The sequence below is a fragment of the Burkholderia sp. MS389 genome (genome assembly GCF_016899425.1).
Lineage (GTDB): Bacteria > Pseudomonadota > Gammaproteobacteria > Burkholderiales > Burkholderiaceae > Burkholderia > Burkholderia sola.
Genome location: NZ_CP045994.1, coordinates 1,966,767 through 1,989,194 on the forward strand (window position 1 = coordinate 1,966,767; position 22,428 = coordinate 1,989,194).

At 68.0% G+C, this 22,428-nt stretch carries 22 protein-coding genes; 9 read left to right on the plus strand and 13 right to left on the minus strand.

Translation table 11 applies throughout. The features are described 5' to 3' along the window. Positions 1-69 precede the first annotated feature (69 nt). The gene (locus tag GJG85_RS09050; RefSeq protein WP_050015516.1) at positions 70-1,506 is read right to left on the minus strand and encodes an aldehyde dehydrogenase family protein; all 1,437 of its coding nucleotides are present in this window, start codon (positions 1,504-1,506) and stop codon (positions 70-72) included. Between the two features lie 268 nt (positions 1,507-1,774). Here GJG85_RS09050 and GJG85_RS09055 point away from each other — a divergent pair, with 268 nt between their 5' ends. The 3 genes from GJG85_RS09055 (at position 1,775) to GJG85_RS09065 (ending at position 3,515) form a co-directional block, all read left to right on the plus strand. After that, positions 1,775-2,140, plus strand: a complete 366-nt coding sequence (locus GJG85_RS09055; RefSeq protein WP_006488152.1) for a hypothetical protein — start codon at positions 1,775-1,777, stop codon at positions 2,138-2,140. A gap of 210 nt (positions 2,141-2,350) precedes the next feature. Beyond that, positions 2,351-2,902: a hypothetical protein gene (locus GJG85_RS09060; protein WP_050015518.1), complete on the plus strand. Its 552-nt coding sequence runs from the start codon at positions 2,351-2,353 to the stop codon at positions 2,900-2,902. A 16-nt stretch (positions 2,903-2,918) separates the two neighbouring features. Continuing rightward, entirely contained in the window at positions 2,919-3,515 is a 597-nt protein-coding gene (locus tag GJG85_RS09065) for a polysaccharide deacetylase family protein (RefSeq protein WP_050015520.1), read from the plus strand. On the opposite strand, the gene GJG85_RS09070 is transcribed toward GJG85_RS09065, so the two are convergent. Continuing rightward, complete coding sequence (locus GJG85_RS09070) at positions 3,512-4,477, minus strand: phosphotransferase (protein ID WP_089488468.1); 966 nt, start codon at positions 4,475-4,477, stop codon at positions 3,512-3,514. The two genes, GJG85_RS09065 and GJG85_RS09070, sit on opposite strands and share 4 nt — an antisense overlap. A gap of 25 nt (positions 4,478-4,502) precedes the next feature. Between GJG85_RS09070 and GJG85_RS09075 the strand changes: the two genes are divergently transcribed. Beyond that, the gene (locus GJG85_RS09075) at positions 4,503-5,192 is read left to right on the plus strand and encodes a CmcI family methyltransferase (RefSeq protein ID WP_089488469.1); all 690 of its coding nucleotides are present in this window, start codon (positions 4,503-4,505) and stop codon (positions 5,190-5,192) included. Here GJG85_RS09075 and GJG85_RS09080 read toward each other — a convergent pair. The 6 genes from GJG85_RS09080 to GJG85_RS09105 form a co-directional block, all read right to left on the minus strand. Continuing rightward, a complete protein-coding gene (locus tag GJG85_RS09080) occupies positions 5,149-6,357 on the minus strand; it encodes a glycosyltransferase (RefSeq protein ID WP_050015526.1) in 1,209 nt (402 codons plus the stop codon). The genes GJG85_RS09075 and GJG85_RS09080 overlap by 44 nt on opposite strands. 7 nt (positions 6,358-6,364) lie before the next feature. Next, positions 6,365-7,432 carry an asparagine synthase-related protein gene (locus GJG85_RS09085; protein WP_204383264.1) on the minus strand — a complete coding sequence of 356 codons (1,068 nt, stop codon included), beginning with the start codon at positions 7,430-7,432 and terminating at the stop codon, positions 6,365-6,367. After that, complete coding sequence (locus GJG85_RS09090) at positions 7,429-8,307, minus strand: 4Fe-4S cluster-binding domain-containing protein (protein ID WP_050015528.1); 879 nt, start codon at positions 8,305-8,307, stop codon at positions 7,429-7,431. Before GJG85_RS09090 ends, GJG85_RS09085 begins: the two co-directional genes overlap by 4 nt. Position 8,308: 1 nt before the next feature. Continuing rightward, on the minus strand, positions 8,309-9,307 hold the full coding sequence (locus GJG85_RS09095) for a phosphotransferase (protein ID WP_089488472.1): 999 nt from the start codon (positions 9,305-9,307) through the stop codon (positions 8,309-8,311). After that, positions 9,308-10,057, minus strand: coding sequence for an FkbM family methyltransferase (locus GJG85_RS09100; RefSeq protein ID WP_050015530.1), 750 nt, complete (start codon positions 10,055-10,057; stop codon positions 9,308-9,310). It abuts the gene before it with no gap. A 233-nt stretch (positions 10,058-10,290) separates the two neighbouring features. Next, a complete protein-coding gene (locus GJG85_RS09105) occupies positions 10,291-11,883 on the minus strand; it encodes an ABC-F family ATPase (RefSeq protein ID WP_050015532.1) in 1,593 nt (530 codons plus the stop codon). A 159-nt stretch (positions 11,884-12,042) separates the two neighbouring features. Here GJG85_RS09105 and GJG85_RS09110 point away from each other — a divergent pair, with 159 nt between their 5' ends. Next, positions 12,043-12,495, plus strand: coding sequence for a lipocalin-like domain-containing protein (locus tag GJG85_RS09110; RefSeq protein ID WP_050015533.1), 453 nt, complete (start codon positions 12,043-12,045; stop codon positions 12,493-12,495). A gap of 93 nt (positions 12,496-12,588) precedes the next feature. Here GJG85_RS09110 and GJG85_RS09115 read toward each other — a convergent pair whose 3' ends face one another. Further along, positions 12,589-14,898 carry an AsmA family protein gene (locus tag GJG85_RS09115; protein WP_050015535.1) on the minus strand — a complete coding sequence of 770 codons (2,310 nt, stop codon included), beginning with the start codon at positions 14,896-14,898 and terminating at the stop codon, positions 12,589-12,591. A gap of 152 nt (positions 14,899-15,050) precedes the next feature. Between GJG85_RS09115 and GJG85_RS09120 the strand changes: the two genes are divergently transcribed. Both GJG85_RS09120 and fetB read left to right on the plus strand, forming a co-directional pair. Further along, on the plus strand, positions 15,051-15,752 hold the full coding sequence (locus GJG85_RS09120) for an ATP-binding cassette domain-containing protein (protein WP_089488474.1): 702 nt from the start codon (positions 15,051-15,053) through the stop codon (positions 15,750-15,752). Then, on the plus strand, positions 15,749-16,552 hold the full coding sequence (fetB, locus tag GJG85_RS09125) for an iron export ABC transporter permease subunit FetB (RefSeq protein ID WP_089488475.1): 804 nt from the start codon (positions 15,749-15,751) through the stop codon (positions 16,550-16,552). Before GJG85_RS09120 ends, fetB begins: the two co-directional genes overlap by 4 nt. Before the next feature lie 34 nt (positions 16,553-16,586). On the opposite strand, the gene GJG85_RS09130 is transcribed toward fetB, so the two are convergent. From GJG85_RS09130 to GJG85_RS09140, 3 genes are all read right to left on the minus strand, one after another. After that, positions 16,587-17,060, minus strand: a complete 474-nt coding sequence (locus GJG85_RS09130; protein WP_124640172.1) for a PliI family lysozyme inhibitor of I-type lysozyme — start codon at positions 17,058-17,060, stop codon at positions 16,587-16,589. Between the two features lie 224 nt (positions 17,061-17,284). Next, positions 17,285-17,836, minus strand: a complete 552-nt coding sequence (locus GJG85_RS09135; protein WP_050015570.1) for a DUF6013 family protein — start codon at positions 17,834-17,836, stop codon at positions 17,285-17,287. Positions 17,837-17,999: 163 nt separating this feature from the next. Further along, positions 18,000-19,016 carry a zinc-binding alcohol dehydrogenase family protein gene (locus GJG85_RS09140; protein WP_050015543.1) on the minus strand — a complete coding sequence of 339 codons (1,017 nt, stop codon included), beginning with the start codon at positions 19,014-19,016 and terminating at the stop codon, positions 18,000-18,002. Between the two features lie 124 nt (positions 19,017-19,140). Here GJG85_RS09140 and GJG85_RS09145 point away from each other — a divergent pair, with 124 nt between their 5' ends. Together GJG85_RS09145 and serB are read left to right on the plus strand one after the other, a co-directional pair. Further along, positions 19,141-20,091: a LysR family transcriptional regulator gene (locus GJG85_RS09145; protein ID WP_204383265.1), complete on the plus strand. Its 951-nt coding sequence runs from the start codon at positions 19,141-19,143 to the stop codon at positions 20,089-20,091. Positions 20,092-20,260: 169 nt separating this feature from the next. Further along, positions 20,261-21,106, plus strand: a complete 846-nt coding sequence (gene serB / locus GJG85_RS09150; protein WP_050015547.1) for a phosphoserine phosphatase SerB — start codon at positions 20,261-20,263, stop codon at positions 21,104-21,106. Positions 21,107-21,193: 87 nt separating this feature from the next. Here the strand turns inward: serB and GJG85_RS09155 are convergent, their stop codons facing one another. After that, complete coding sequence (locus GJG85_RS09155; RefSeq protein WP_050015549.1) at positions 21,194-22,375, minus strand: cystathionine beta-lyase; 1,182 nt, start codon at positions 22,373-22,375, stop codon at positions 21,194-21,196. Positions 22,376-22,428 lie beyond the last annotated feature (53 nt).

Consider the following 22,428-nt stretch of genomic DNA (forward strand, 5'->3'; position numbering starts at 1 on the left):
CACCTTGACGGCCGTCAATAAAAAACGGCACGCGAGCGTGCCGTTGCGCGGTCATGCGGGATGAAACGCTCAGGCCGGCTTCGCCGGCCTCAGCTGCATCGACTTGTATTCGAGGTATTCCTCGAGCCCGTACACGCCGTTCTCGCGGCCATGCCCCGACTGCTTGAAGCCGCCGAACGGCGCGGCGGCGTTCCACGTGCCGCCGTTGATGTCGACCTGCCCCGTGCGGATGCGGCGTGCGACGCGCATCGCGCGTTCGTCGCTGCCGGCCCACACCGCGCCGCCGAGCCCGTACGGCGAATCGTTCGCGATCCGCACGGCCTCGTCTTCGTCGCGATACGTGATGATCGACAGCACCGGCCCGAAGATCTCTTCCTGCGCGATCGTCGCTTTCGGATCGACGCGGCCAAACACGGTCGGTTTCACGAAGAAGCCCTTCGCGAGCCCTTCCGGCAAACCGGTGCCGCCCGTCACGAGTTCCGCGCCTTCGTCGATGCCTCGCTGGATGTACGCCTGCACGCGCTGCTGCTGCGCGGCCGACGCCAGCGCGCCGAGGCGCGTCGTCTCCTGCCGAGGGTCGCCCGCGACGTACGTTTCGGCCGCGGCCTTCGCGATCTCGCGCGCTTCGTCGTAGCGGGCTTCCGGCACCAGCATCCGCGTATGCGCGGAGCAGGTCTGGCCCGCGTTCAGGTAGCACGCGTTGACCGTGCCCTTCACCGCCGTCGCGAAATCGGCATCGTCGAGGATCACCGACGCCGACTTGCCGCCCAGCTCCAGCGCGACGCGCTTGACGCCCGCGGCCGCCAGCTCGGCCACGCGCTTGCCCGCGCGCGTCGAGCCGGTGAACGACACCATGTCGACGTCCGGATCGGTGACCAGCACCTCGCCGACGACCGGGCCATACCCGCACACGAGGTTGAACACGCCGGCCGGCAGCCCGGCTTCGTGGATCGCTTCGGCGAGCATGAACGCGTTGAGCGGCGCGACTTCAGACGGCTTCAGCACCACCGTGCAGCCGGCCGCGAGCGCCGGCGCGACCTTCAGCGTGATCTGGTTGAGCGGATAGTTCCACGGCGTGATCGCCGCGACGACGCCGACCGGCTCGCGCACCACCAGCGAATTGCCGACCCGCGCCTCGAATTCGAACGATTCGGCGAGCTTCGCGTACGCCTTCCAGTTGTAGACCGGGCCGCCGACCTGGATTGCGCGCGACAGCTTGATCGGCATGCCGACTTCGCCGGTGATCGACTGCGCGAGTTCCTCGCTGCGTGCCTGCAGATGCTCGACGATCTTGCGCAAGTAGCCCGCGCGCGTCGCGGCCGGCGTGGCCGCCCACGCGTCGAAGGCCGCGCGCGCCGCGCGGATCGCGTCCTGCGCGTCGGACGCGACGCCCTCGGGAATCCGGCCGATCACGGCTTCGGTGCCCGAATCGATCACGTCGATCGTGCCGGCGCCGGCCGGTTTGCGCCACGCGCCGTCGATGTAGAACTGGTCGTAGATTTTCATCGTGTTCCGCCTCCAGGGAAGCCGCCATTCTAGCGAGCGTTTCGGTGGCTGGTGTGACGAATGACAGCCATTCGAAAGGACCGGCGCGCCCTAGCGCCGGTGCTCCGCCGCGCGCCGCGCACGGCAGGCGCCGCACGCTTCGGGCCGCCGTCACGTCGGCATCCGCCCGGGTGCGCGGCCGGGCCCGCATCGTGCTATGTTTTTAATATCGGCATCGGCCCGTTGCGGCCGGCGCCGCCCGGAATCGACGCACTTCGTGAGCGCTGCCATGTCCGACGCATCCCATACCCTCGGCTCGCAAGACCGCCTGGAGCTGCTTTGCTGGCTCACCTGCGGCAACCTCGGCGCGTTTTACCTGAACGAATCCTGGCCGGACGCCGCGTTCCAGGTCCAGGCCGCGCACCGCTGGCTCGACCGCCATCACCGCCAGGCCGACTGGCTCTCGGTCGCCCGGCTCGCGGCGCTCGCGCAGGACATCGCGAAGCGGCATGCGGGCTTCGTCGACGCGTCGTGGGCGCGCGACGCGGTCGAGGAAATCGTCGATACCGACGATCTCGACTATCGGGCCAAACTCGTGCAGTGGGTGTACGAGGACTGCTGCAAGGCGCTCGCCGACAAGCGGCTGGCCGATTGAGCGGCGCCGGCGCCGCCCGGTGCGCGAGTCGCGGTGTCGCCGGGCGCGACGCCCTTTCGCCGTGACGACCGTCACGGCCGGAACGATTGTCGGGGTACGGTGCATGCGCGCTGCCCCGGCGCCCGCACGCGCGAAGCGTCATACAATCGTCGCCGCCGGCCATTCGGCCGCCGCGGCCCGACCTCGATCTCGACCATGAAAGACACTCGCGTGGCGCTCGCCCATCGACTTCTGCTGATCGCCGGCGCATCGGCCGCACTGACGGCCGGCGCCACCGGTGCTGCGCCCGCAGCCACGGCGGCCGCGGCCTGTGCATCGCCTGCGTTCGACCGTTACCCGGCACCGGCCGCCGCCGCCCGCGCGCCGCGCAAACCGGCTGCCGCGCCTCGGCTCACCAGCCACGAAGCGCGCCTCTATCGCACCGTTATTCGTGACGCGTTCGCGCAACCGGCCAACTTTGCCGGTCACTACCGCGTCGCGATCTGGGGTTGCGGAACGGATTGCCGAAATTTCGCGATCGTCGACAAGGACACGGGCGCGACGTACACGATGCCCGGCGTGACGGCCGTCTCGGGCGTGATGGGCAACGACGACGAGCGCGTCGACTTCCGTGCCGGCAGCAGGCTGCTGATCGTCGCCGGCTGCTTCAACGACGATTGCGGCGACGGCAATGCGAAAGCGGCCCGATTCTTCTACGAATGGACCGGCACCCGGCTGCGTCCGGTCGGCACGTGCCCGCTGGCCATCGAGCCAGTTCAGTGAGCGGCCCGGGCAACCGATGATATCCATTCATTTCAGTTTCGACGACGGCCCCGGGCCCTCGACGCCCGCGCTGCTCGACGTGCTGCGCGATGCGTCGTGCACGGCGACCTTCTTCGTGCTCGGCAAGCATCTGGCGGGCGCGCTCGGCGTCGCAACGAGCATCGCGCGCGAAGGCCACCGGCTCGGCAATCACACCTATTCGCACGCGAAGCCGGGCGCGCTCGCGGACGCCGCACTGATCGACGAAATCGACATGACCGATGCGCTGATTCGCGATGTGTATCGCCGCGCCGGCGTTGCCGCGCCGCACGCGATCCCGCTGCGGCTGCCGTACGGGTTGATGCCGCACGACGATCGCGCCGCCGTGCTCGCGCGCCTGCAACGCGAACACACGGGCTGGACCGCGATACTGGACGACTGGCAACGGCCGGCGCCCTCGTCGCAAGCGCTGTTCGACGCGATGTGCGCGCATGTCGACGCGTGCACGGCGCAGCATCGCGACGTGCTGTTCTGCCTGCACGACGGGTCGCGGCACGGCGACGCGCGGCCCAACACGGTCGAAGCCGTGCGCCTGTTCCTGAACCGGCAGCGCGCCGACGCGACGCCCCGCTAACCCGCGGGCACCGCCCCGTCCAGCAACCGGCGCCAGCCGCCGAGGAACCCGATGCCGGGCCCCGGCATCCATAGGCCGCGCTGCGCGGCTTCGAGATGGATCAGCGACTGGTCCGCGCAGAACAGCGTCGTCAGCGTGTCGTGGTTGTCGCGCAGCCAATCGGGCGCCGCATCCGGCCGCGTCGCCATATAAGTGTGCAAGCAGGCCGTCCATCGCCCGCGGTCGAATACGAAGCCGTCGTCCCGGCCCGCATCGCGCGACAGCGCGAACGACGCGAAGGCCGCCTCGAGCCATTGCGCGCCCTGCCCCACATCGTCGAAATCGAGCACGCCGTTCACCGCGTTGCCCACATACAGCAGGTTGCCCGCGTGATAGTCGCCGTGCAGCCACTGCACGGGCCCCGTGAGCCACGACGACGCCGCGTCGAGATGCGCGCCGATCCGCCGGATCACCGTGTCGTAGTCGTCGTGCAAGTCGGCCGGCAACGACGGCATCGCGCGCGCCGCCACGCGTGCATGACGTGCGGACAGCCATGCGAGCGGCGCCGCTTCGCTCGCGGGGATCGCGGCCAGCGCCGTATGCAGATGCGCGAGCATGCGCATCGCATCGATCGCTCCCGCGTGCCGGTCGTCCGGCAGGCCGGGACGGCCGTCGATATGCTCGAACAGATGCAACCAGCTTCCGTCGGGCGTCTGCACGCCGGTTTGCGCGTCGACGGTCGGCCGCAGCCGCGGCAGCGCGGGCAGCGTCGAGGCCATGCGCGCCTCGCCAAGACGCGCGAGTATCGACGCCTCGCGCCGCATCTGCGCGACCGGCTTGCCGGCCCACGACACGCGCAACACCGTCCGCCCCGCATCGCACTCGACGAGATAGGTTTTGTTAGTATGGCCCGACGCCAGCGCCTGCAGGCGCGCCGGGCCGATGTCCCAGTACCGGTGAAGCCACGGTTCCAGCGTTTTCACGTCACTCCTACTCGTTGCATCGACCATGTCAGAGCGTCCTTCGGCCCGCATGCGGGACATCAACATCGAATGGCTGACGCGCGCCGGCGAATTCGGCCATCTGTTCCAGACCCGCTGGCTCGGCGAGCGCTTCTTCCATCTACCCGGCGACATGCTCGCGCTCCAGGAACTGATCTGGCGCGAGCGCCCCGACTGCATCGTGCAGACCGGCATCGCGGCAGGCGGCGGCGTGGTGTTCACCGCGTCGATGCTGGAACTGGCGGGCACCGAGGGCCGCGTCGTCGCGATCGAACCGCGCCTGCGCGACGAGGTTCGCCAGCGCCTGCAATCTCACCGGCTCGCCCATCGCATGATGCTGATCGAAGGCGAATCGTGCGCGGCCGACACGCTCGCCTCGGTGCGGGCGCAGATCCACGACGGCGCGCGCATGATGGCGATCCTCGATCTCACTCATACGCACGCGCACGTGCTGCGCGAACTCGAATGCTATGCGCCGTTCGTGACGCCCGGCAGCTACGCGATCGTGATGGACACCATCATGGAGTACCTGCCCGAGTCGATGTTCGACGGCAAGCCGTACGGCCGCGGCAACAACCCGGCCACCGCCACACGCGAATTTCTCGCCCGCGACGACCGGTTCGAAATCGATCACGACATCGAGGACCGCGTGCTCATGACGCTGTCGCCAGGCGGCTTCCTGAAGCGAGTGCGCTGACCAGGCGGGCCGCTTGCGCGGAGCCGTCGCACGCGGCATAGCTGTCGCGGATCCGCGCCGCGTGCTCGCGCAACGATCCCGCACGCAACAGGCGTTCGAGCGCGCCGGTAATGGCCGCGATACCGGCCTGCCGCAGATCGAGCACGCAACCCGCGCCGGCCCGCTCGACGAAGTGCGCCGAATGGAACTGGTCGTTGCAGAACGGCGACAGCAGCATCGGCACGCCGCACGCGAGCGACTCCATCACCGAATTCGCGCCGCCGTGGCTGACGAACGCATGCGTGCGCCGCAGCAGCGCCAGTTGCGGTGCGTAACGCACCGCGATCACGCGTTCGTCGCCGGCCGGCAGCAGATCCGAATCGACCAGTTCGCCGACCGACAGCACCAGTTGCGCGGCGCTCGCGCGCGTCGCGTCGATGACCTTCGCGAACACCTCCGGGTGGTAGTAAAGCTGGCTGCCGAGCGACATGTAGACGAGCGGACGATCCGCGTCCAGGCGCTCCCATGGAAATGCCGTCTCGTCGCCGCGCGGGCCCGACGGCATCGCGGGGCCGACCAGATCGACACCGCGCGGCGGCGCGCCGACCAGCGCGTCGGTCGTGAACGCGAGCGTCAGGTGCGGCGACAGCACGTCGCAACCGCGAAAGCGTGCGTCGAGGCCGTAGCGCGCGAACAGGCGCGTGCGTTCCGGTGCGAGCCATCGCACCGTGCGCAGCAGTTCCGAATCGAGATCGTCGGGCAGCACCGGATTCAGCGAATTCGACATCGATACCCACGGCAGCCCTTCCAACTGGGCCGCAATCGCCGCCGCATACAGCAGCGGGTCGATCACGACCACGTCGGGCTGCCATTCGCGCAGCACCGCGCGGATGCCGTCCACCTGCGCGGGCGCCAGATCGATCAGCAGCGTGCGGATCCAGTGCCGCAGCCAGTCGGCGTCGCGAATGTTCGCGGCGAAGCTCGCGCCGCGCGACAGGTCGTGGCGCTCGGGCGTCTCGCGCGGCCCGACGAACGCGAAGTCGCCAGCGCCGTCGAGCTGTGCGCTGATGTCGGCCGGCGCATAGAACGCGACGTCGCAGCCGGCCGCGCGCAAATGCTGGGCCGGGCCGATGCACGGATTGACGTGGCCCTTCTCGGGCACCACGCAGAACAGGATGCGTTTCATGAGCGGCTCAGGTTGGGCGATGCGCGGCATCGGGATGAAGGCGACCGAGATGATCGAGGATCAGTGTCAGCGTCGTCCACAGCACGCGTTCGGTATCTGTCTGCAAAGTGGGCGTGGCAAGGCCGAGCGTGTCGGCCAGCGCATGCGTGCGGTCGCGATCGAGCAGCGGCGCCAGATTCATCGCCGGCGCGAGCCGCCCGCGCTTCGGGCCGTGCACGAGACGCTCCGGCAGGTTCAGGCGCGCGCCGAGATCGCGCAGGCACTGCTTGTCCGGGTCGGGCGCGATGCTCGTCAGATGCGCGACGACGGCGGCGTCGACGAACGGCGGATGCAAATCGACCGACGCGGCGTCGAACAACGCATGGCACAGCGGCAGATAGTTGGCCGACCGGTCGCGGCGCAACACCTGGTCCGCGCCGTCGCCGGTAATCGCCACCTCGACGCCGTCCACCGCCATCGCATCGGCCAGCAGCAGCTTCGCGACCGGATGCAGGTTGAACATCGGCTCCTCGACCGCGTGGGTCGTCCTCGGCAGCGCCGCGACGAAATCGGCCTCGTTCGCGCGCACGATCTTCACGTTCGCCTGCATCTGCGCGGCGAGTTCGAGCGCCGCGTCGCGTTCGCAGTAATCGGGCATGTCGGTCGCGAGGATGTAGGCCATCACGTGCCGCAGCGCGCCGAGTTCGCGCAGCAACGCGAGCAGCAGCGCCGAATCGAGCCCGCCGCTCAGCGCCAGCGCGACGCGCTTGCCGCTGTCGAGCGCGCGGTGCAGCGACGCGCGCAGCGCGGTGTCGAGATCGGCTGGCTGCGGCCGCTCGGGCGCCGGCTGTACCGTCAACCCTTGCGGCGACCGGATCAATGCATGACCGGGCGGCACCGCGAGCACGTCGCGCAGCACGGTACGGCCGATGAGGCGCTCGCCGCTCAGGTAGCCAGCGATGGCCGCCGTGTCCGGCGCGCCGGCCGGTTGCCCCGACGCCCGCAATACCGCGCGGATGCCGGACGCCGACACGCCGCTGCGCGGATGGTAGTGCAGACGATCGAAACCGAACGAGTCGCGCGTGCCGACGATCATGGATAACGAGCCTTCAAGGTGTTCACTTCAATGCGTTTCAGGATGCGATGCGGCGCCACCGGCGCGCTGCCGCCCTGGCAATGCAGGCAGGCTTCGAGCGGCGTCTCGCGTTGCAGATAGGCAAGCATCGCGTCGAGCATGCCCGCGTCGTCGCGCAGTGCCAGGCCGTCGGCCTGAAAATCCTTCTCGCCCTTGTACAGCGTGTGGAAGTGCGCGGGACGCGTGCACGTGTAGAACATGCCGTCGCGAATCATATGGCAGCGCTCGCGGATCCAGCAATCGTGATACAGGCGTCGGGCTTCATCGCGATCCGTGCCGGGCCGCGCACGGTTCATCGTCGTGAACACGTTCTGCACCTTCCAGTTCAGCCGCACGTCGAAGCGCGCGGCCTGATGCTCGACATGCGCGATCAGGTCGGCGGAAAGCGCGGGTTTCGGATAGCGCGAGATCGTCAGCGCATCCACTGCCTGCCAGAACGCGTCGGGCATCTCGCCGAGCTTCAGGCCGTTCGTCGTGACCGAGATCACGGGCGCGATGCCGGTGCCACGCACGCGCTCGACGAGTTCGACGAGCGCCGGATGCAGCAACGGTTCGCCGCCGACCAGCTTGAACATGTGCGGACGCAACACCTTCGCGGCCTTGCGCAGATCGGCTTCGATCGATTCGGGGCTCGCGTACCACTCGGGCAGCAGCGGCGACAGCGAGCAGCATTCCGCACAGGTCAGGTTGCAGTGATCGACGATATGTGCTTCCAGCGAACGGGTCTGGACGCGCCCGTCCTCGACGCGGTAATCGCGATCCAGCGGCGGCGGAAACACATGCTGCCGCTCGCCGGCGCGCAGCGGATTCGGGGTCTCGTTCGGATTCGCACTCACATCAGCTTCCTGCTTCCACGCAACGGGAAAAGAAATCGATCAGACGGTCGCGCGCGTCCACCATCGCGGACGCCATCGTCATCGCGCCGTTCAGGTGCGACGCGAAGCGCGACGGATCGTCGAGCCAGCCTTGTACGATCCACAGCTTGAGCGCGTGCTGCACGCATGCGGCATCGACCGCCCACGCGATGTACGCCGGGTTTGCCGGCCGCACGCGCAGGTACGCACGCACGAACGCTTGCGCGAGGTGCGGTGCCTCCAGCGGCAAATGATTCAGGCAGCGCACCAGTTCGTATTCGCGCGGCGCGCCGATCGACGCTTCCCAGTCGACGATCAACGGCGGCAGCGTGCCCGTGAACAGATAGTTGAACTGGTTGTAGTCGTTGTGGATCGGGTGCTGCGGATCATCGGCCGGGAACGCATCGACGCTGCCCGGATAGTAGCGGTCGAGCATGCGTAGCGCGAGATCGACGTAGCGGCGCAGGTTCGTGGCGTCGGCGGCGTTCGCATCGGCTCGATCGAGCGCGTCCAGCAGGCTGCGGCGCACCGCATCCGCGTCGATCGCGGTCAGCCGCGCGCGGATCGTATCGAGCGACGGCAGAGGCAATTGTTCGAGACTCAGGTGCAACGCGGCCAGGCTCGCGCCGAGCGCACCCCATTCGGCTGGCGAAAACGTATCGTAGGTTTTGAATTGCCCGGCTTCCCAGCGCGTCAGCATCGCATGGGAATGTTGTCCCGACCAAAGCGATTCGCCGGACGTCGTGCGCTTCAGCGTCTGCACGTGGAAGCGAGTATCGCCGTGCGTTTCGAGATGCGTGAGGACGGCGGTTTCCTTGAGTGCGCGCGCATGGTGTTCGGGCGCATAGCGTTTGACCGCCACGCCCGCGCCGCTGCTGGTCGGCAGATGCCACACCCGCTCGCTGACCTGCGTCGGCGGGCCGCCGCGACCGAGCCCATAGGCATCGCGAATCTCGTCGAAGGTGACGGCGAGCGAATCCATTCAGATGTGCTCGGCCGGCCCGTGCCGATACGGATGACCGGTCAGGAACGTGTTGTGTCCGACGTAGCGCAGCTTGTACATCGCCGGCCGGAACAACACCGACGGATCGTTGTTCGCGATGCCGAGCAGCGGGTACAGGTCGTGTCGCACGAAGAACGCGTTGTTGCCCATGTCGTCGCAGCAGACGAGTTCATAGCCTTTCTGGCGGCCGAGGTGCACGAGCGATTCGAGGCTCGCGCCGTAATAGGTCGAGCCGTCCCATTCGTGGTCCGGATTGAAGCACATGACCCAGCGCTCGGGCGGCGTGTAGTACGGGTTGTATTCGATCACGACGATGCGCGGCTGGAACGCTTGCAGGCCGCGCCACACCCAGTAATCGTTGCCGTCGATGTCGATCGACAGCAGATCGAAGTCGGTCGGTACGTTCGCATCGGCGAGCAGTTGATCGACCGTATCGGGCTGCACGCGATCGTGGTGCAGGCGGACGCGCTCCGCGCCCGCGTAGTGGGCGGCAAGCTTGCCGAACCGGTATGCGCTGCCTTCCACGAGTACGCCGGCCCAATCCTGTTCGCGCAGCAACCGCGCGGTGTTGCTGTTGCGCAGGCCGTCGCTTGCGCCGATATCGACGCAGAAGCGGTTGGTCGGTGTGAGGCGCTCCATCAGGCGCGACAGGATGCCCTCCTCGGCGCCCTGCGCGTACAGGCTGGGCGCAAGGCCGGACAGGTCGAGCGGGAGAGGATGGTCCTGCATCGAGGGCGGCTCCGGGGTGAAATGGGGAATGATGGGGGCGTTGGGTGGGTAATTTACCTGAAGTCGATTACGCGGAGGAAACTGGAAAGCGCCGCGTGGCGGGGTTTGGCCGCGGGGAAATGAAAAAGCCCGCATCGACATTGCTGTCGATGCGGGCCTGTAGCGCTTCTGGCGGCTCGCTCCGTGTGGTGATGCTTAAGCTCGACTCACGACCGGAGGAAACCTCAGGACACTTACTCCTGCCCCTGACTCGTCAGGAACTCCTCGTAATTCCCGCCGAAGTCGAACAGCGTGCCATCCGTCTTCACTTCGATGATCCGGTTCGCCAGCCCGCTCACGAACTCACGGTCGTGCGACACGAAAATCAGCGTGCCTTCGAACTGCTCGAGCGCGATCTGCAGCGACTCGATCGACTCCATGTCCATGTGGTTGGTCGGCTCGTCCATCAGCAGCACGTTGTGGCGGCCGAGCATCAGCTTGCCCCAGATCATGCGGCCCTTCTCGCCGCCCGACAGCACCTTCACCGACTTCCTGATGTCGTCCGACGAGAACAGCAGGCGGCCCAGCGTGCCGCGCACCATCGTTTCGTCGTCGCCGTCCTTGCGGTACTGGTCGATCCAGTCCATCAGCGTGATGTCGTTCGGGAATTCCTCGTACGTGTCCTGCGGCATGTAGCCGACGTTCGCGTTCTCGGACCACTTCACCGTGCCGTGATCGAGCGGCAGCGCGCCGAGCAGCGAACGCAGCAGCGTCGTCTTGCCCGCGCCGTTCTCGCCGATGATCGCGATGCGCTCGCCCGGCTGCACCGACAGGTTGAAGTTCTGGAAGATCGTGCGCTCGTACTTCTTCGTGATCTCTTCGGCGACCACCGCGACGTTGTGCAGCTTCTTCTCGAACTCGAAACGGATGAACGGATTCTGGCGCGACGACGGCTTGAATTCCTCGATCTTGATCTTGTCGATCTGCTTCGCGCGGCTGGTGGCCTGGCGCGCCTTCGACTTGTTCGCCGAGAAGCGGCGCACGAAGTCCTGCAGTTCGGCCACGCGTTCCTTCGCACGCGTATTCGCCGCGGCCTGGCGCTCGCGCGCCTGTGCCGATGCGAGCATGTAGTCGTCGTAGTTGCCCGGCCAGACCTTCAGCGTGCCGAAGTCCATGTCGGCCATGTGCGTGCACACCGAGTTCAGGAAGTGACGATCGTGCGAGATGATGATCATCGTCGAGTTGTACTCGTTGAGCGTCTGCTCGAGCCAACGGATCGAGTTGATGTCGAGGTTGTTGGTCGGTTCGTCGAGCAGCAGCACGTCCGGCTTCGAGAACAGCGCCTGCGCGAGCAGCACGCGCAGCTTCCAGCCCGGCGCGACGTCGGCCATCGTGCCGTTGTGGAACTTCTCCTCGATGCCGATGCCGAGCAGCAGCGCACCCGCGCGTGCTTCGGCGTCGTAGCCGCCGTATTCGGCGAACTTGCCTTCGAGCTCGGCCGCGTGCATGTAGTCGTCGTCGGTGGCGTCCGGGTTCGCGTAGATCGCGTCACGCTCGGTCATCGCGGCCCACATCTCGGTGTGGCCCATCATCACGACGTCGAGCACGCGCACGTCTTCGTACGCGAACTGGTCCTGGCGCAGCTTGCCGAGGCGGACGTTCGGCTCCAGCGCGACGTTGCCGGCGCTCGGCTCGAGGTCGCCGCCGAGGATCTTCATGAAGGTCGACTTGCCACAGCCGTTCGCGCCGATCAGACCGTAGCGGTTGCCCTCGCCGAATTTGACCGAGATATTCTCGAACAAGGGCTTCGGCCCGAATTGCATCGTGATGTTGGCAGTAGAAAGCACGGCAGGTCCCGTTAAGAGAGAAATCGACGGAAAACCGTGTATTTTAGCAGGTGTCGGAGAAACTGCCGACCGCCCCGCCCCGGCAGCGTATTCCCGGCCCTCCCGCCGGCCCGTCAACATGACGGCACGCGCGTCACCGCCGTCTCACCGGAATCCCGCATGCTCGCCAGCCAGCTTCGCGAACAACTCGTCGGCGCATGGCGCCTCGTGTCGTACGAAATCCGCCCGCGCGACGGGAGCACCGTCACCTATCCGCTCGGCCGCGACGCGCGCGGCTGGATCCTGTACACGCCCGACGGCTACATGTCCGCGCAACTGATGGCGGCCGGCCGCCCGCCCTACGCGGACGGCGACCTGCAAGGCGGGAGCGTCGAGGAGCGCGCGGCCGCGGCGCACGGCTACATCGCGTATTCAGGCCCCTTTAGCGTCGACGACGACGGCACGTTGACCCATGAAATGGACGTCAGCCTGTATCCGAACTGGATCGGCAACGTCCAGCAGCGTGTCGTGAGCCTGGACGGCGACCGGCTGCAGCTCGGCACCGCCGGACCGGTGCGGATCCGCGGCCGGGAGGTCGACCCGGTGCTCGTCTGGGCACGCGCCCGCCGTTGAGCGCGCTGGCCGCGCAGCACGGCCGGCGCTCAGCCAGGCGCGGCAACGACGCCGAGGCCGCACGGTGGCGCATGCCGCGCCCGTGGCCGCGCGTCACTTGCCGGCCTTCGCCGCCCCCTTCTGCGCCGCCTTGGCCTTCAGCTGCCCGAACAGTTCCGAGCACGGCACGTCGCGATTGTTGCTCGGCGCGATCAGCGGGATCAGCGCCGCGAACGGGTTGAGCAGCCCGAGCCCGACCATCGCACCGGCGCGCAGCGCGAGCGCGCCCGCATCGACGCCGACCTTCGGGTTCTTGAACGTGCCCTTCGCATACAACGGCGAGCGCAGCGAGAAGATCCGGAAGCCCTTCGTGTGCGGATGGATCTTCAGGTCGATCGATTCGTCGCGCAGGTTGATCGGGCCGTCGACGTTGATCAGCGCATCGTCGGTATCGAGCGCGAACACCTTCGGGTCGAGCATGCCGTCGGTCGCCACGAAGTCGATCGCCGCGCAGTTGATGTTGACGTCGCGGTTGCCGAACAGCTTCTCGTAGACCACGTTCGCGACGTTCAACCCCGCGGCCTCCATCAGCAAGCGACTGATGCGGCCGTTGGTGATCAGCGCCTTCACTTCGCCGGTCGACGTCGCCGCGAGCGCGGCCGGCGAATTGCCCGTTGCCGACAGCGACGCATCGCCGTTGATTTCGCCGAGGGCCGTCTGCATCACCTTCTGCGTCGGGAACAGCTGCTTGAGCTTCAGATGCCGCGCGGCCAGCGTGAAGCGGCCCTTCAGCGGCGTACGGCTGCCGTCGAGATGCGCATTCGTCGCGAGCGTGCCGCCCGCGACGCCGAACTGCAGCGGCTCGAGCGTCAGCACGCCGTCCTGCAGCAGGATATGCGTGTACAGGTCGGTGATCGGCAACTGCGGGCTCTTGATCAGCTTGCGGCCGGTGAACTTCACGTCCGCATCGATCGCGCTCCACCGTTCGGTGCGGAACGCCGCGACCGGCAGCACGCGGTCCGGCGGCTGGCGCGTCGTGTCGCCGCGCTTCTTCTTGCTGGCAGCCGAGTCGGCGCCGATCACCGGCGCGAGGTCGGAGAACTGCAGCAGGTTCGACACGAGCTCACCCGACAGCTTCGGACGCGGCTCGCGCTGCGCCCACGTCAGCGTGCCGTGCAGATCGCTGCCGCCGACGCGCCCGTTGAAGTTCTCGTAGCGGAACGTGCTCGCGTCCTGCTTGATGTTGCCGATGAGGTGCCCCTCGGTCGCATACGGCGGCGTGTCGGGCAGCGTGATCCCGGTGAGCTGGTAGAGATGCGACATCGACGTGCCCTGCAGCCACAGTCGCAGGTCGAGCGCCGCCAGATGCATCGGATCGGTCAGCGTGCCGACGATCGCGAGCCGCGTGTCGCCGGCCTTCACGTCGGCCTGCAGCGGGAACGGCTGCGTCGCGTTCTCGATCGCCAGCACGCCGCCCACCTTGCCGGTGCCGGTGACCGGCACGTTCTTGTAGCGGCCGTCGAACTTCAGGCCGAACGCATAGGTCGGCCCGGACGGCTTCGCGGGCACGGTGGCGCCGGAGGTGGCCGATGCGCCGCTCGCGCCGGATGCCGACGCAACCGTCGATGCGGACGAAGCCGTATTCACCACGGACGCAGGCAGCACACCCGATGCGGACCCGGACGTCGATGCCGCGCTCGGGACCTGCGCCGCCGATGCGCGGGATGCATCCGACGCAGCCTCGGCGTTCGCCTTCGCGCTCAATTGCGCGGCGCCGCGCTTGCCGACGCGCTGGGCGGACGCCGCGCGCGACTTCTGTTCCTGCTCCTTCAGCACGTCGCCGAGCGGGACCGGCTGGCCGAGCGTATCGATCCCGATCGTCAGATCGGCCTGGGTGATCGCATCGCGATAGACGACGGTACCCTTCGCGAACCCGAAGCTGTCGAGCCGCACTTTCCACTTGTTCGGTTGCCCCGATTGCTTGAACTGGAAGGTCCACGTATTGCTGCCGTCCGCGCGCCGTTCGAGATCGACGGCAGGATTGACGACGTCGATCGAAGGGATGACGATTTCATGCGCCAGCAGCGGCAAGAGCGCGAGATCGAAGTGCGCGGCATCGAGCGTGACGAACTTGGGCGCCTGCGCCCAGTCGGGATTGCCGATCTCGAGTTGCGTGGCCGAGAAGCTCGGCCAGGGTATCCATGCACGCCAGCCGGTCTCGCCATCGGGACGGCGCCAGCCGACCTTGATGTCGCCGTTGATCGCAAACGGGCGGCCGAGCGCGGTACTCACGTGTTCGTTGACCCACGGTTTCGCGCGGTTCCAGTCGAACGTGAAAATAAAGATGCCGGCCGCCGCGATGAGCACCGCGACGATACCGACGATCCATGCAGCCGATTTGCCGATGGTTCGGGCTAGCGTCATGGCGGTTCCGTTGTTGTTCTGAAGCGTTGCCGCACGATGCCGGGCCGCTTGCGTGGACGAACGGCGCACGACAACGGCGGCTTTTCAATGGGTATTATGGCGCACGACATGGCGGCCTTTCGGCGCCATTAACGCTTTTTTTCATTTGTGACATGACCTCCCCCACCGGCCTCATCGACGCGCAGCACATCACGCGGCGCGACGCCCGCAGCGGCAAGACGCTGCTCGCTCCGACCGATTTCAGCCTCGCCGCGGGATCGCGAATTGCTATCACCGGACCATCCGGGTCGGGCAAGAGCGTGCTGCTGCGCGCGCTCGCGCTGCTCGATCCGCTCGACGGCGGCCACCTCCTGTGGCGCGGCCGCCGGATCCGGCGCAGCGCGATTCCGCGCTATCGGCGCAGCATCGCCTATGTCCGCCAGCGCCCCGCGCAGATGGACGGCACCGTCGAATCGCAGTTGCGCTACCCGTACTCGCTCGCGATCTATCGCGACGTCGCGTTCGATCGCGCCCGCGCAGAAGCACTCGCCGCGCAGGCCGGCCGCGGCGCCGATTTTCTCGACCAGCGCGCAAGCGACCTGTCCGGCGGCGAAGCGCAGATCACCGCGCTGCTGCGCGTGCTCCAGCTCGATCCCGACGTGCTGCTGCTCGACGAGCCGACCTCCGCGCTCGATCCCGAATCGGCGCGCGCCATCGAAGCGCTCGTCGGCGCGTGGTTCGACGCGGCGCCCGACGCCCGCGCGTACATGTGGATCTCGCACGATCCGGCCCAGGCCGCGCGGATCGGCACGATGCGGCTCGTGATGCAGGCGGGCGTGCTGCACGCGGCCGACCCGACGGAGGCCGCGCAATGAGCCCCACCTTGCAGGACTTGAGCCTCGTCGACGTCGGCATCGCGGCCGCGCTCGTCGCCGTCAACGGCGCGATCTCGGCGGCGCTGTCGCTTGGCCTCGGCCGCAAGCTCGCGCTCGCGGCGGTACGCACCGTCGTGCAATTGCTCGCGATCGGCTACGTGCTCGGCTGGGTGTTCGGCCATCCGCACTGGTACGTCGTGCTGCCGCTCACCGCGCTGATGACGCTGATCGCCGGGTTCGCCGGCGCGGGGCGCGGCAAGCGCACATACCGCGGCCAGCGGATCGACAGCATCGCGTCGATCTGGTTCAGCAGCTGGTTCGTCGCGGTGGTCGGGCTGTTCGTCGTGATCCGCATCCATCCGTGGTTCGCGCCGCAATACGCGATCCCGATTCTCGGGATGATTCTCGGCAATACGCTGACGGGCGTGTCGCTCGGCGTCGAGCGGATGATGGAAGAACTCACCGCGCGCCGCGATCGCGTCGAGACCGCGCTCGCGCTGGGCGCGACGCGCTGGGAAGCCGCGCAGCACGCCGCGCGCCAGGCCGTGCGCGCCGGCATGCTGCCGACGCTGAACCAGATGGCGGTGGTCGGCGTCGTGAGCCTGCCGGGGATGATGACGGGCCAGGTGCTGGCCGGCCAGTCGCCGCTGCAGGCCGTGCGCTACCAGATCGTGATCATGTTCCTGATTGCCGCGGCGTCCGCGCTCGGCACCGTCGGCGCGGTGCTGATGACCTATCGCCGGCTGTTCTCGGCCGATCACCGCTTTCTCGCGTCGCGGCTCGAAGAGCGAACGCACTGACGCGCGGCGGCGGCACATCGTGCGATCGGCGCGATCAGTGCGCGCCGCGTCGCTTGCCGATTGCCTGCCGAAGGGCGGCCGCGATATCCGCGTCGGGCGCGAGCCCGTCGACCGATGCGACGAGCCGCACCGCACGCGGCGTCGTCACATACGCCTGCGCGCCGACGTAGCCGCCGCTGCCGGCCGAGCGCGTGGTCACGACGAGCGCCTGCGGCGCGCGTGCGCCGAGGTCGGCCGTGTACGCATCGGCGACCGTGCCGTCGCGCGCGTGCAACGTGCCGGTCACGTAATCGTCGGTATCGAAGCCCGGGGCGGCATGCGCGGTCGAATACACGCGCACCGCGTAGCTGCCGGTCGAGCACGCTTCGAGTGCGCCGCTGGATACCACCGCCACCTGCTGTCGCGACGGCAGCTCTACCTTCTTCACGAAACTGCACTCGTCGGCCGCATGAGCGTGCGCGGCGACGAACGCAATGGCGGACAGCAGCGCACGCATTCGAAGTTTCATCGTGGTGTCGTGACGGAAAGGAAAGAATGCGGGCGAGCATAACGTGACATCCGCATGACGTCACGCATCGCCGTTGCACGGTCGGCGCGCCGTACCGCGAAGCAGGTTGAGGAAACGCATGGCAACGGCGACGCGGCGCGATCTGCTCGCGTGCCGCCCTGCTCGTTCCGCCAATCGAACCGGTTGCGCGCGCACCGGACGAAACGCCGGCCCACGCGCGCCGCTCAATGCTTGATCGACACCGTCACCTTGGTGCCGTCGCTCATCGTCACGGCCTTCGACCCGCCGTTGGTCGGCAGCGACACCCACTTCACCTGGCTCACCGACACGACGTCCGGACACTGCAGCGACTTGCCGCCGGCCGTCACGCTGCGCGTGCCCTTCGGCGCGGCCGCCTGGAAGCTCAACTGCACGTTCGCGACACCCTTCGCGTCGACCGACGGCGCGAGCCGCACCTGGGTCTGCCGCACCATCGCGCCGTTCGCGTCGCGCGGCAGGTTGTCGGCGTTCGGGCAGCCGTCCGGCATCGCGACCGCGCCGCTCGGCGGCACCGACTTCCAGTTGAAATCGTCCGTCTCGCCCGAGCGGATCTTGCGGGTCTCCTGCGTATTGCCGAAGGTCTTCGAGTCGACCTTGACGGTGTATTCGAGTTGCCCCGTCCCGCCGCCCTTCAGGCTGCCCTTGACCGGCGGCGCCGCGAATACGCTCGCGCTGGCGCACACCGCCGCGAACACGACCGACCACGATGCGGCGACCGACAAGCTGCGTTGGCTCATGCTGACCTCCTTGTCATGCGGCGGCACGCGCGTGCCGCGCGGTTTTAGATGCATGATGCGTTGCCAGTCTACCGCCAAGCGCGATGCAATGCGCCGCGAACGCATCGGGTGTTACCCCGCTTGCGTTCGCGGCGCCGTCACCTTATTGGCGCGCGCTGCCGGCTCAGAAGCCGCTCAGCACGAGCTTGCCGATCGCGCGCCCGCCCTCGAGCATCCGGTGCGCGCGCCGCACGTTCTCGGCATTGATCGCGCCGAGCCGTTCGCCGAGCGTCGTACGCAGCGTGCCGCCGTCGACGAGCCGCGCGACCTCGCTCAGGATCTTGTGCTGCTCGATCATGTCCGGCGTCTCGAACATCGCGCGCGTGAACATGAACTCCCAGTGAAACGCGGCGCTCTTCGCCTTCAGCAATTCGACCGGCACCGGCTTCGCGTTCTCGACGATCGTGCAAATGCCGCCCTGCGGCCGGATGACTTCCGCCGCGGCCGGGAAATGATGGTCGGTATCGTTGAAGATCAGCACGTAGTCGACGCTCGGATGCCCGGCCTCGCGCAATTGCGCCGGCAAATCGCCGAAATGGTCGACCACCGCATCCGCGCCGAGCGTGCGCACCCATTCGGCCGATGCCGGCCGCGACGCGGTCGCGATCACGTGCAGCTTGCCGAGCGTCTTCGCGAGCTGGATCGCGATCGAGCCCACGCCGCCCGCGCCGCCGATGATCAACACGGACTTGCCGGCGTCCGCGCCCTGCGGCGACACGCGCAACCGGTCGAACAGCGCTTCCCACGCGGTCAGCGCGGTGAGCGGCAGCGCGGCCGCCGCCGCGAAGTCGAGCGTGCGCGGCTTCAGCGCGGCGATCCGCTCGTCGACCGCGTGGAATTCGCTGTTCGCGCCGGGCCGCGTGATGCTGCCCGCGTAGAACACTTCGTCGCCGGGCCGGAACAGCGTGACGTCGGCGCCGACCGCGACGACCGTGCCGGCCGCATCCCAGCCGAGCACGCGCGGCGTCTCCTCGACCTGCGGCTTCGGCGCACGCACCTTGGTGTCGACCGGGTTCACGGAAATCGCATCGACTCTCACGAGCAGGTCGCGCGGGCCCGGCACGGGCTGCGGCAGTTCGACGTCGAGCAACGCTTGCGGGTCGTCGATCGGCAGATAACGGGTCAATCCAACGGCTTTCATCTCGATACTCCTTTCAGGGGATCCGGCAGGCTGCGGCGCAACCTCCATGCGTGCCATCGTAGGCAACCCGATCATTCGAGAAAACCGCTATATTTCCTGAAACATTTTCAGGAATTTCAGAATAATGTCGTCTGATCCGACGCCTGCTCCCATTCCCGCGCCCGACAAGCCGCTCGACCTGCTCGACGTCGCGCTGTTCGTGCGCGCGGCGCTGCTCGCGAACGTCAGCGCGGCCGGTCGCGAATTCGGCGTGTCGGCCGCGGTCGCGAGCGCGCGCATCGCCCAGCTCGAACGCCAGCTCGGCGCGCGGCTGCTGCACCGCACCACGCGCCGCATCAGCCTCACGCAGGACGGCGAAATCTTCATGGCGCGCGCCGACGCGCTGCTCGCGGCGGCCGACGCCGCGCGCGCGTCGGTCGGCCGCGGCCGCAGCGAGCCGTACGGGCGGCTGAAGGTGTCGATGTCGTCGTCGTTCGGCCGCCAGCACGTCGCGCCGGTGATCCCGGCGTTCCTGCGCCGCTACCCGTCCGTGTCGCTCGATTTGCGCCTGTCCGACGAGATCGTCGATCTGGTCGACGACGGCTACGACGTCGCGATCCGCCTCGGCGCACTGAAGGATTCGACGCTCGTCGCCCGCAAGCTCGCCACCAACCGCCGCGTGCTGTGCTGCTCGCCCGCCTATCTCGCCGAACGCGGCATGCCGCGGCACCCGGCCGATCTGACGCAGCACGAGTGCGTGATCCTCGGCGACCAGCGCGACTGGTCGTTCGCGACGCCGCAGGGCCCGCTCACGGTGCGGGTCGGCGGCCGGCTCGTCGCGAGCAACGGCGAGGCGATCCGCGAAGCGCTCGTCGACGGCTTCGGGATCGCGATCAAATCGACCTGGGACGTCGGCCCGCTGCTCGCGAACGGCGCGCTCGTCACCGTGCTCGACGACTATCCGTTCGCGGACGACGTCGCGATCTGGGCCGTCTATCCGAGCCGCGCCCACGTGCCGCTGAAAACGCTCGCGTTCATCGCGTTCCTGGCCGAGCATTTCGGCGATCCGCCGTACTGGGATCGCGCAAACGGGTGACCGCCGCCGTACCGCGCCCGGTTTCGCGCCGGCACCGGCCGCCACGCGCGACCAACCGGCTACAATGGCGCGTTCGCGACGCACGGGCCCGCAGCCGCACGGGGCCCGCGCGCGCAGGCGGCCACCCGTGGGCCGCGCACGTCATTCATTCGCTTCCCAACCACTCGTCATGACCCACAATCTCGTCATCCAGAGTCTTGCGCCGCTGTCGGACGCCCATCACAAACCGCTGCTCGCGCTGTCGCGCGGCACCCGCGTCGTGCAGACCGACGATCACGCGCTGCGCATCGAAAACGCGAGCCCGGCGCAACGCCTCGACATCGACGCGTACTGCGGCACGCATGCGCTCGACTTCGGCTTCGTCGAGGCCGGCCGCACGCTCGGCGATTTCGGGCTCGCGGTGATGGACATGGATTCGACGCTGATCACGATCGAATGCATCGACGAGATCGCCGATTTCTGCGGGCTGAAAACGCAGGTCGCGGAGATCACCGAAGCGGCGATGCGCGGCGAGATCCGCGATTTCAACGAAAGCCTCACGCGCCGCGTCGCGCTGCTGGCCGGGCTCGACGCGCACGCACTCGAGCGCGTGTACGAAGAACGGCTGCAACTGTCGCCGGGCGCCGAGACGATGCTGGCCGGCGTGAAGGCCGCCGGCCTGAAGACGCTGCTCGTGTCGGGCGGCTTCACGTTCTTCACCGAGCGGCTGAAAGCCCGCCTCGGCCTCGACTACGCGCATGCGAACACGCTCGAGATCGTCGACGGCAAGCTGACCGGCAAGGTGCTCGGCGAGATCGTCAACGCCGACGTGAAGGCGCGCCTGCTGCGCGACACGTGCGCGTCGCTCGGCCTCGAGCCGAGCCGCGCGATCGCGATGGGCGACGGGTCGAACGACCTGAAGATGATGGCCGAAGCCGGGCTGTCGGTCGCGTTCCACGCGAAGCCCGTCGTGCGCGATGCGGCCACCGTCGCATTCGACCATGTCGGCCTCGACGGGCTGCTGCGCCTGTTCTGATCCCGCGGCACCGTCAATGAAAAACGCCGGCGCGATGCGATATCGCGCCGGCGTTTCGCTTTTCTGCCGGACGTTGCCGGCGCGCAATCAGCCGAGCGTGGCCTGCATCGCCCGCTCGATGTCGGCGCGCAAATCCGCTTCGTCTTCCAGACCGACGTAGAAACGCACCAGCGTGCCGCGATGCGGCCAGTCCGGGCGCATCGACGCGACGTCGTAAGGCATCGCGAGGCTGCACGCGCCGCCCCAGCTCCAGCCGATCGCGAACAGCTCGAGCGACTCGACGAAACGGTCGATCTGCTCCGCGCTGTAGCGTGCGTCGAACACCACCGAGAACAGCCCGCCCGCGCCCGTGAAATCGCGCATGAACGACGCATGCCCCGGGCAGTCGGCGATCTGCGGGTGCAGCACCGTCGCGATCTCCGGCCGCGCCTTCAGCCACTGCGCGAGCGCGAGCGCGCTCTTGCTGTGCGCATCGAAGCGCACCTGCATGCTCGGCAGGCTGCGCAGCACGAGCGAGCAATCGTCGACCGATACGCCGATCCCGCAGCGCATCCGCGCGAGCTTCAGCTTCGCGTGCAGTTCCGCATTCGCGGTGATCGTCGCGCCCATCAGCACGTCGCTGCCGCCCGACTGATACTTGGTCAGCGCCTGCACCGAAATGTCGACGCCATGCGCGAACGGCTTGAACGCGAGCCCCGCCGAAAAGGTGTTGTCGATCGCGGTGACGATGCCGCGCGCCTTCGCGGCGGCCGCGATCGCCTGCACGTCGGGCACCTCCATCGTCACCGAGCCCGGCGCCTCGAGCCAGATCAGTCGCGTGTTCGGCTGGATCAGCTCGGCGATGCCGGCGCCGATCAACGGATCGTAACCGCGCACGGTGATGCCGAAATCGTTCGCGAGCCAGTTGCCGAAATCGGCGTTCGGGCCGTACACGTTATGCGGAATCAGCACGTCGTCGCCCGCTTTCACGATCCCGAAGTAGACGTTCATGATCGCCGCGAGGCCCGACGGTTGCAGCAGCGCATGCGTGCCGCCTTCGATCTCGGCGAGCCGCTGCGCGAGCGCGAGCGACGTCGGCGTCGCGTGCAGCCCGTAGCGCCACTGGTTGTCGTCGTGCCAGACCAGCGCGCGCATCGTCGCGAGATCGGGGAACACGACCGTCGACGCGCGCGCGACCGGCGGCACGAACGAACGGAAGCCTTCCGGAATGACGTCGTCGGGTTGAACGATGCGGGTTTGCAGCGCGCGCTTGGGAGTGGATGCAGTCATGACTGGGGGCCGGGCACGAGGCCGTTCGGTTGCGGAATATGTCGTTAGAGTAG

Excerpts from the sequence above, each read along its gene's own strand:
- GJG85_RS09155 (WP_050015549.1), bottom strand. The coding sequence starts at position 22,375 with ATGACTGCATCCACTCCCAAGCGCGCGCTGCAAACCCGCATCGTTCAA.
- GJG85_RS09110 (WP_050015533.1), top strand. The coding sequence starts at position 12,043 with ATGCTCGCCAGCCAGCTTCGCGAACAACTCGTCGGCGCATGGCGCCTC.
- GJG85_RS09115 (WP_050015535.1), bottom strand. The coding sequence starts at position 14,898 with ATGACGCTAGCCCGAACCATCGGCAAATCGGCTGCATGGATCGTCGGT.
- GJG85_RS09120 (WP_089488474.1), top strand. The coding sequence starts at position 15,051 with ATGACCTCCCCCACCGGCCTCATCGACGCGCAGCACATCACGCGGCGC.
- GJG85_RS09100 (WP_050015530.1), bottom strand. The coding sequence starts at position 10,057 with ATGCAGGACCATCCTCTCCCGCTCGACCTGTCCGGCCTTGCGCCCAGC.
- GJG85_RS09050 (WP_050015516.1), bottom strand. The coding sequence starts at position 1,506 with ATGAAAATCTACGACCAGTTCTACATCGACGGCGCGTGGCGCAAACCG.
- GJG85_RS09085 (WP_204383264.1), bottom strand. The coding sequence starts at position 7,432 with ATGATCGTCGGCACGCGCGACTCGTTCGGTTTCGATCGTCTGCACTAC.
- GJG85_RS09080 (WP_050015526.1), bottom strand. The coding sequence starts at position 6,357 with ATGAAACGCATCCTGTTCTGCGTGGTGCCCGAGAAGGGCCACGTCAAT.
- GJG85_RS09055 (WP_006488152.1), top strand. The coding sequence starts at position 1,775 with ATGTCCGACGCATCCCATACCCTCGGCTCGCAAGACCGCCTGGAGCTG.
- GJG85_RS09130 (WP_124640172.1), bottom strand. The coding sequence starts at position 17,060 with ATGAAACTTCGAATGCGTGCGCTGCTGTCCGCCATTGCGTTCGTCGCC.
- GJG85_RS09145 (WP_204383265.1), top strand. The coding sequence starts at position 19,141 with ATGTCGTCTGATCCGACGCCTGCTCCCATTCCCGCGCCCGACAAGCCG.
- serB (WP_050015547.1), top strand. The coding sequence starts at position 20,261 with ATGACCCACAATCTCGTCATCCAGAGTCTTGCGCCGCTGTCGGACGCC.
- GJG85_RS09075 (WP_089488469.1), top strand. The coding sequence starts at position 4,503 with ATGTCAGAGCGTCCTTCGGCCCGCATGCGGGACATCAACATCGAATGG.
- GJG85_RS09140 (WP_050015543.1), bottom strand. The coding sequence starts at position 19,016 with ATGAAAGCCGTTGGATTGACCCGTTATCTGCCGATCGACGACCCGCAA.
- GJG85_RS09065 (WP_050015520.1), top strand. The coding sequence starts at position 2,919 with ATGATATCCATTCATTTCAGTTTCGACGACGGCCCCGGGCCCTCGACG.
- fetB (WP_089488475.1), top strand. The coding sequence starts at position 15,749 with ATGAGCCCCACCTTGCAGGACTTGAGCCTCGTCGACGTCGGCATCGCG.
- GJG85_RS09095 (WP_089488472.1), bottom strand. The coding sequence starts at position 9,307 with ATGGATTCGCTCGCCGTCACCTTCGACGAGATTCGCGATGCCTATGGG.
- GJG85_RS09135 (WP_050015570.1), bottom strand. The coding sequence starts at position 17,836 with ATGAGCCAACGCAGCTTGTCGGTCGCCGCATCGTGGTCGGTCGTGTTC.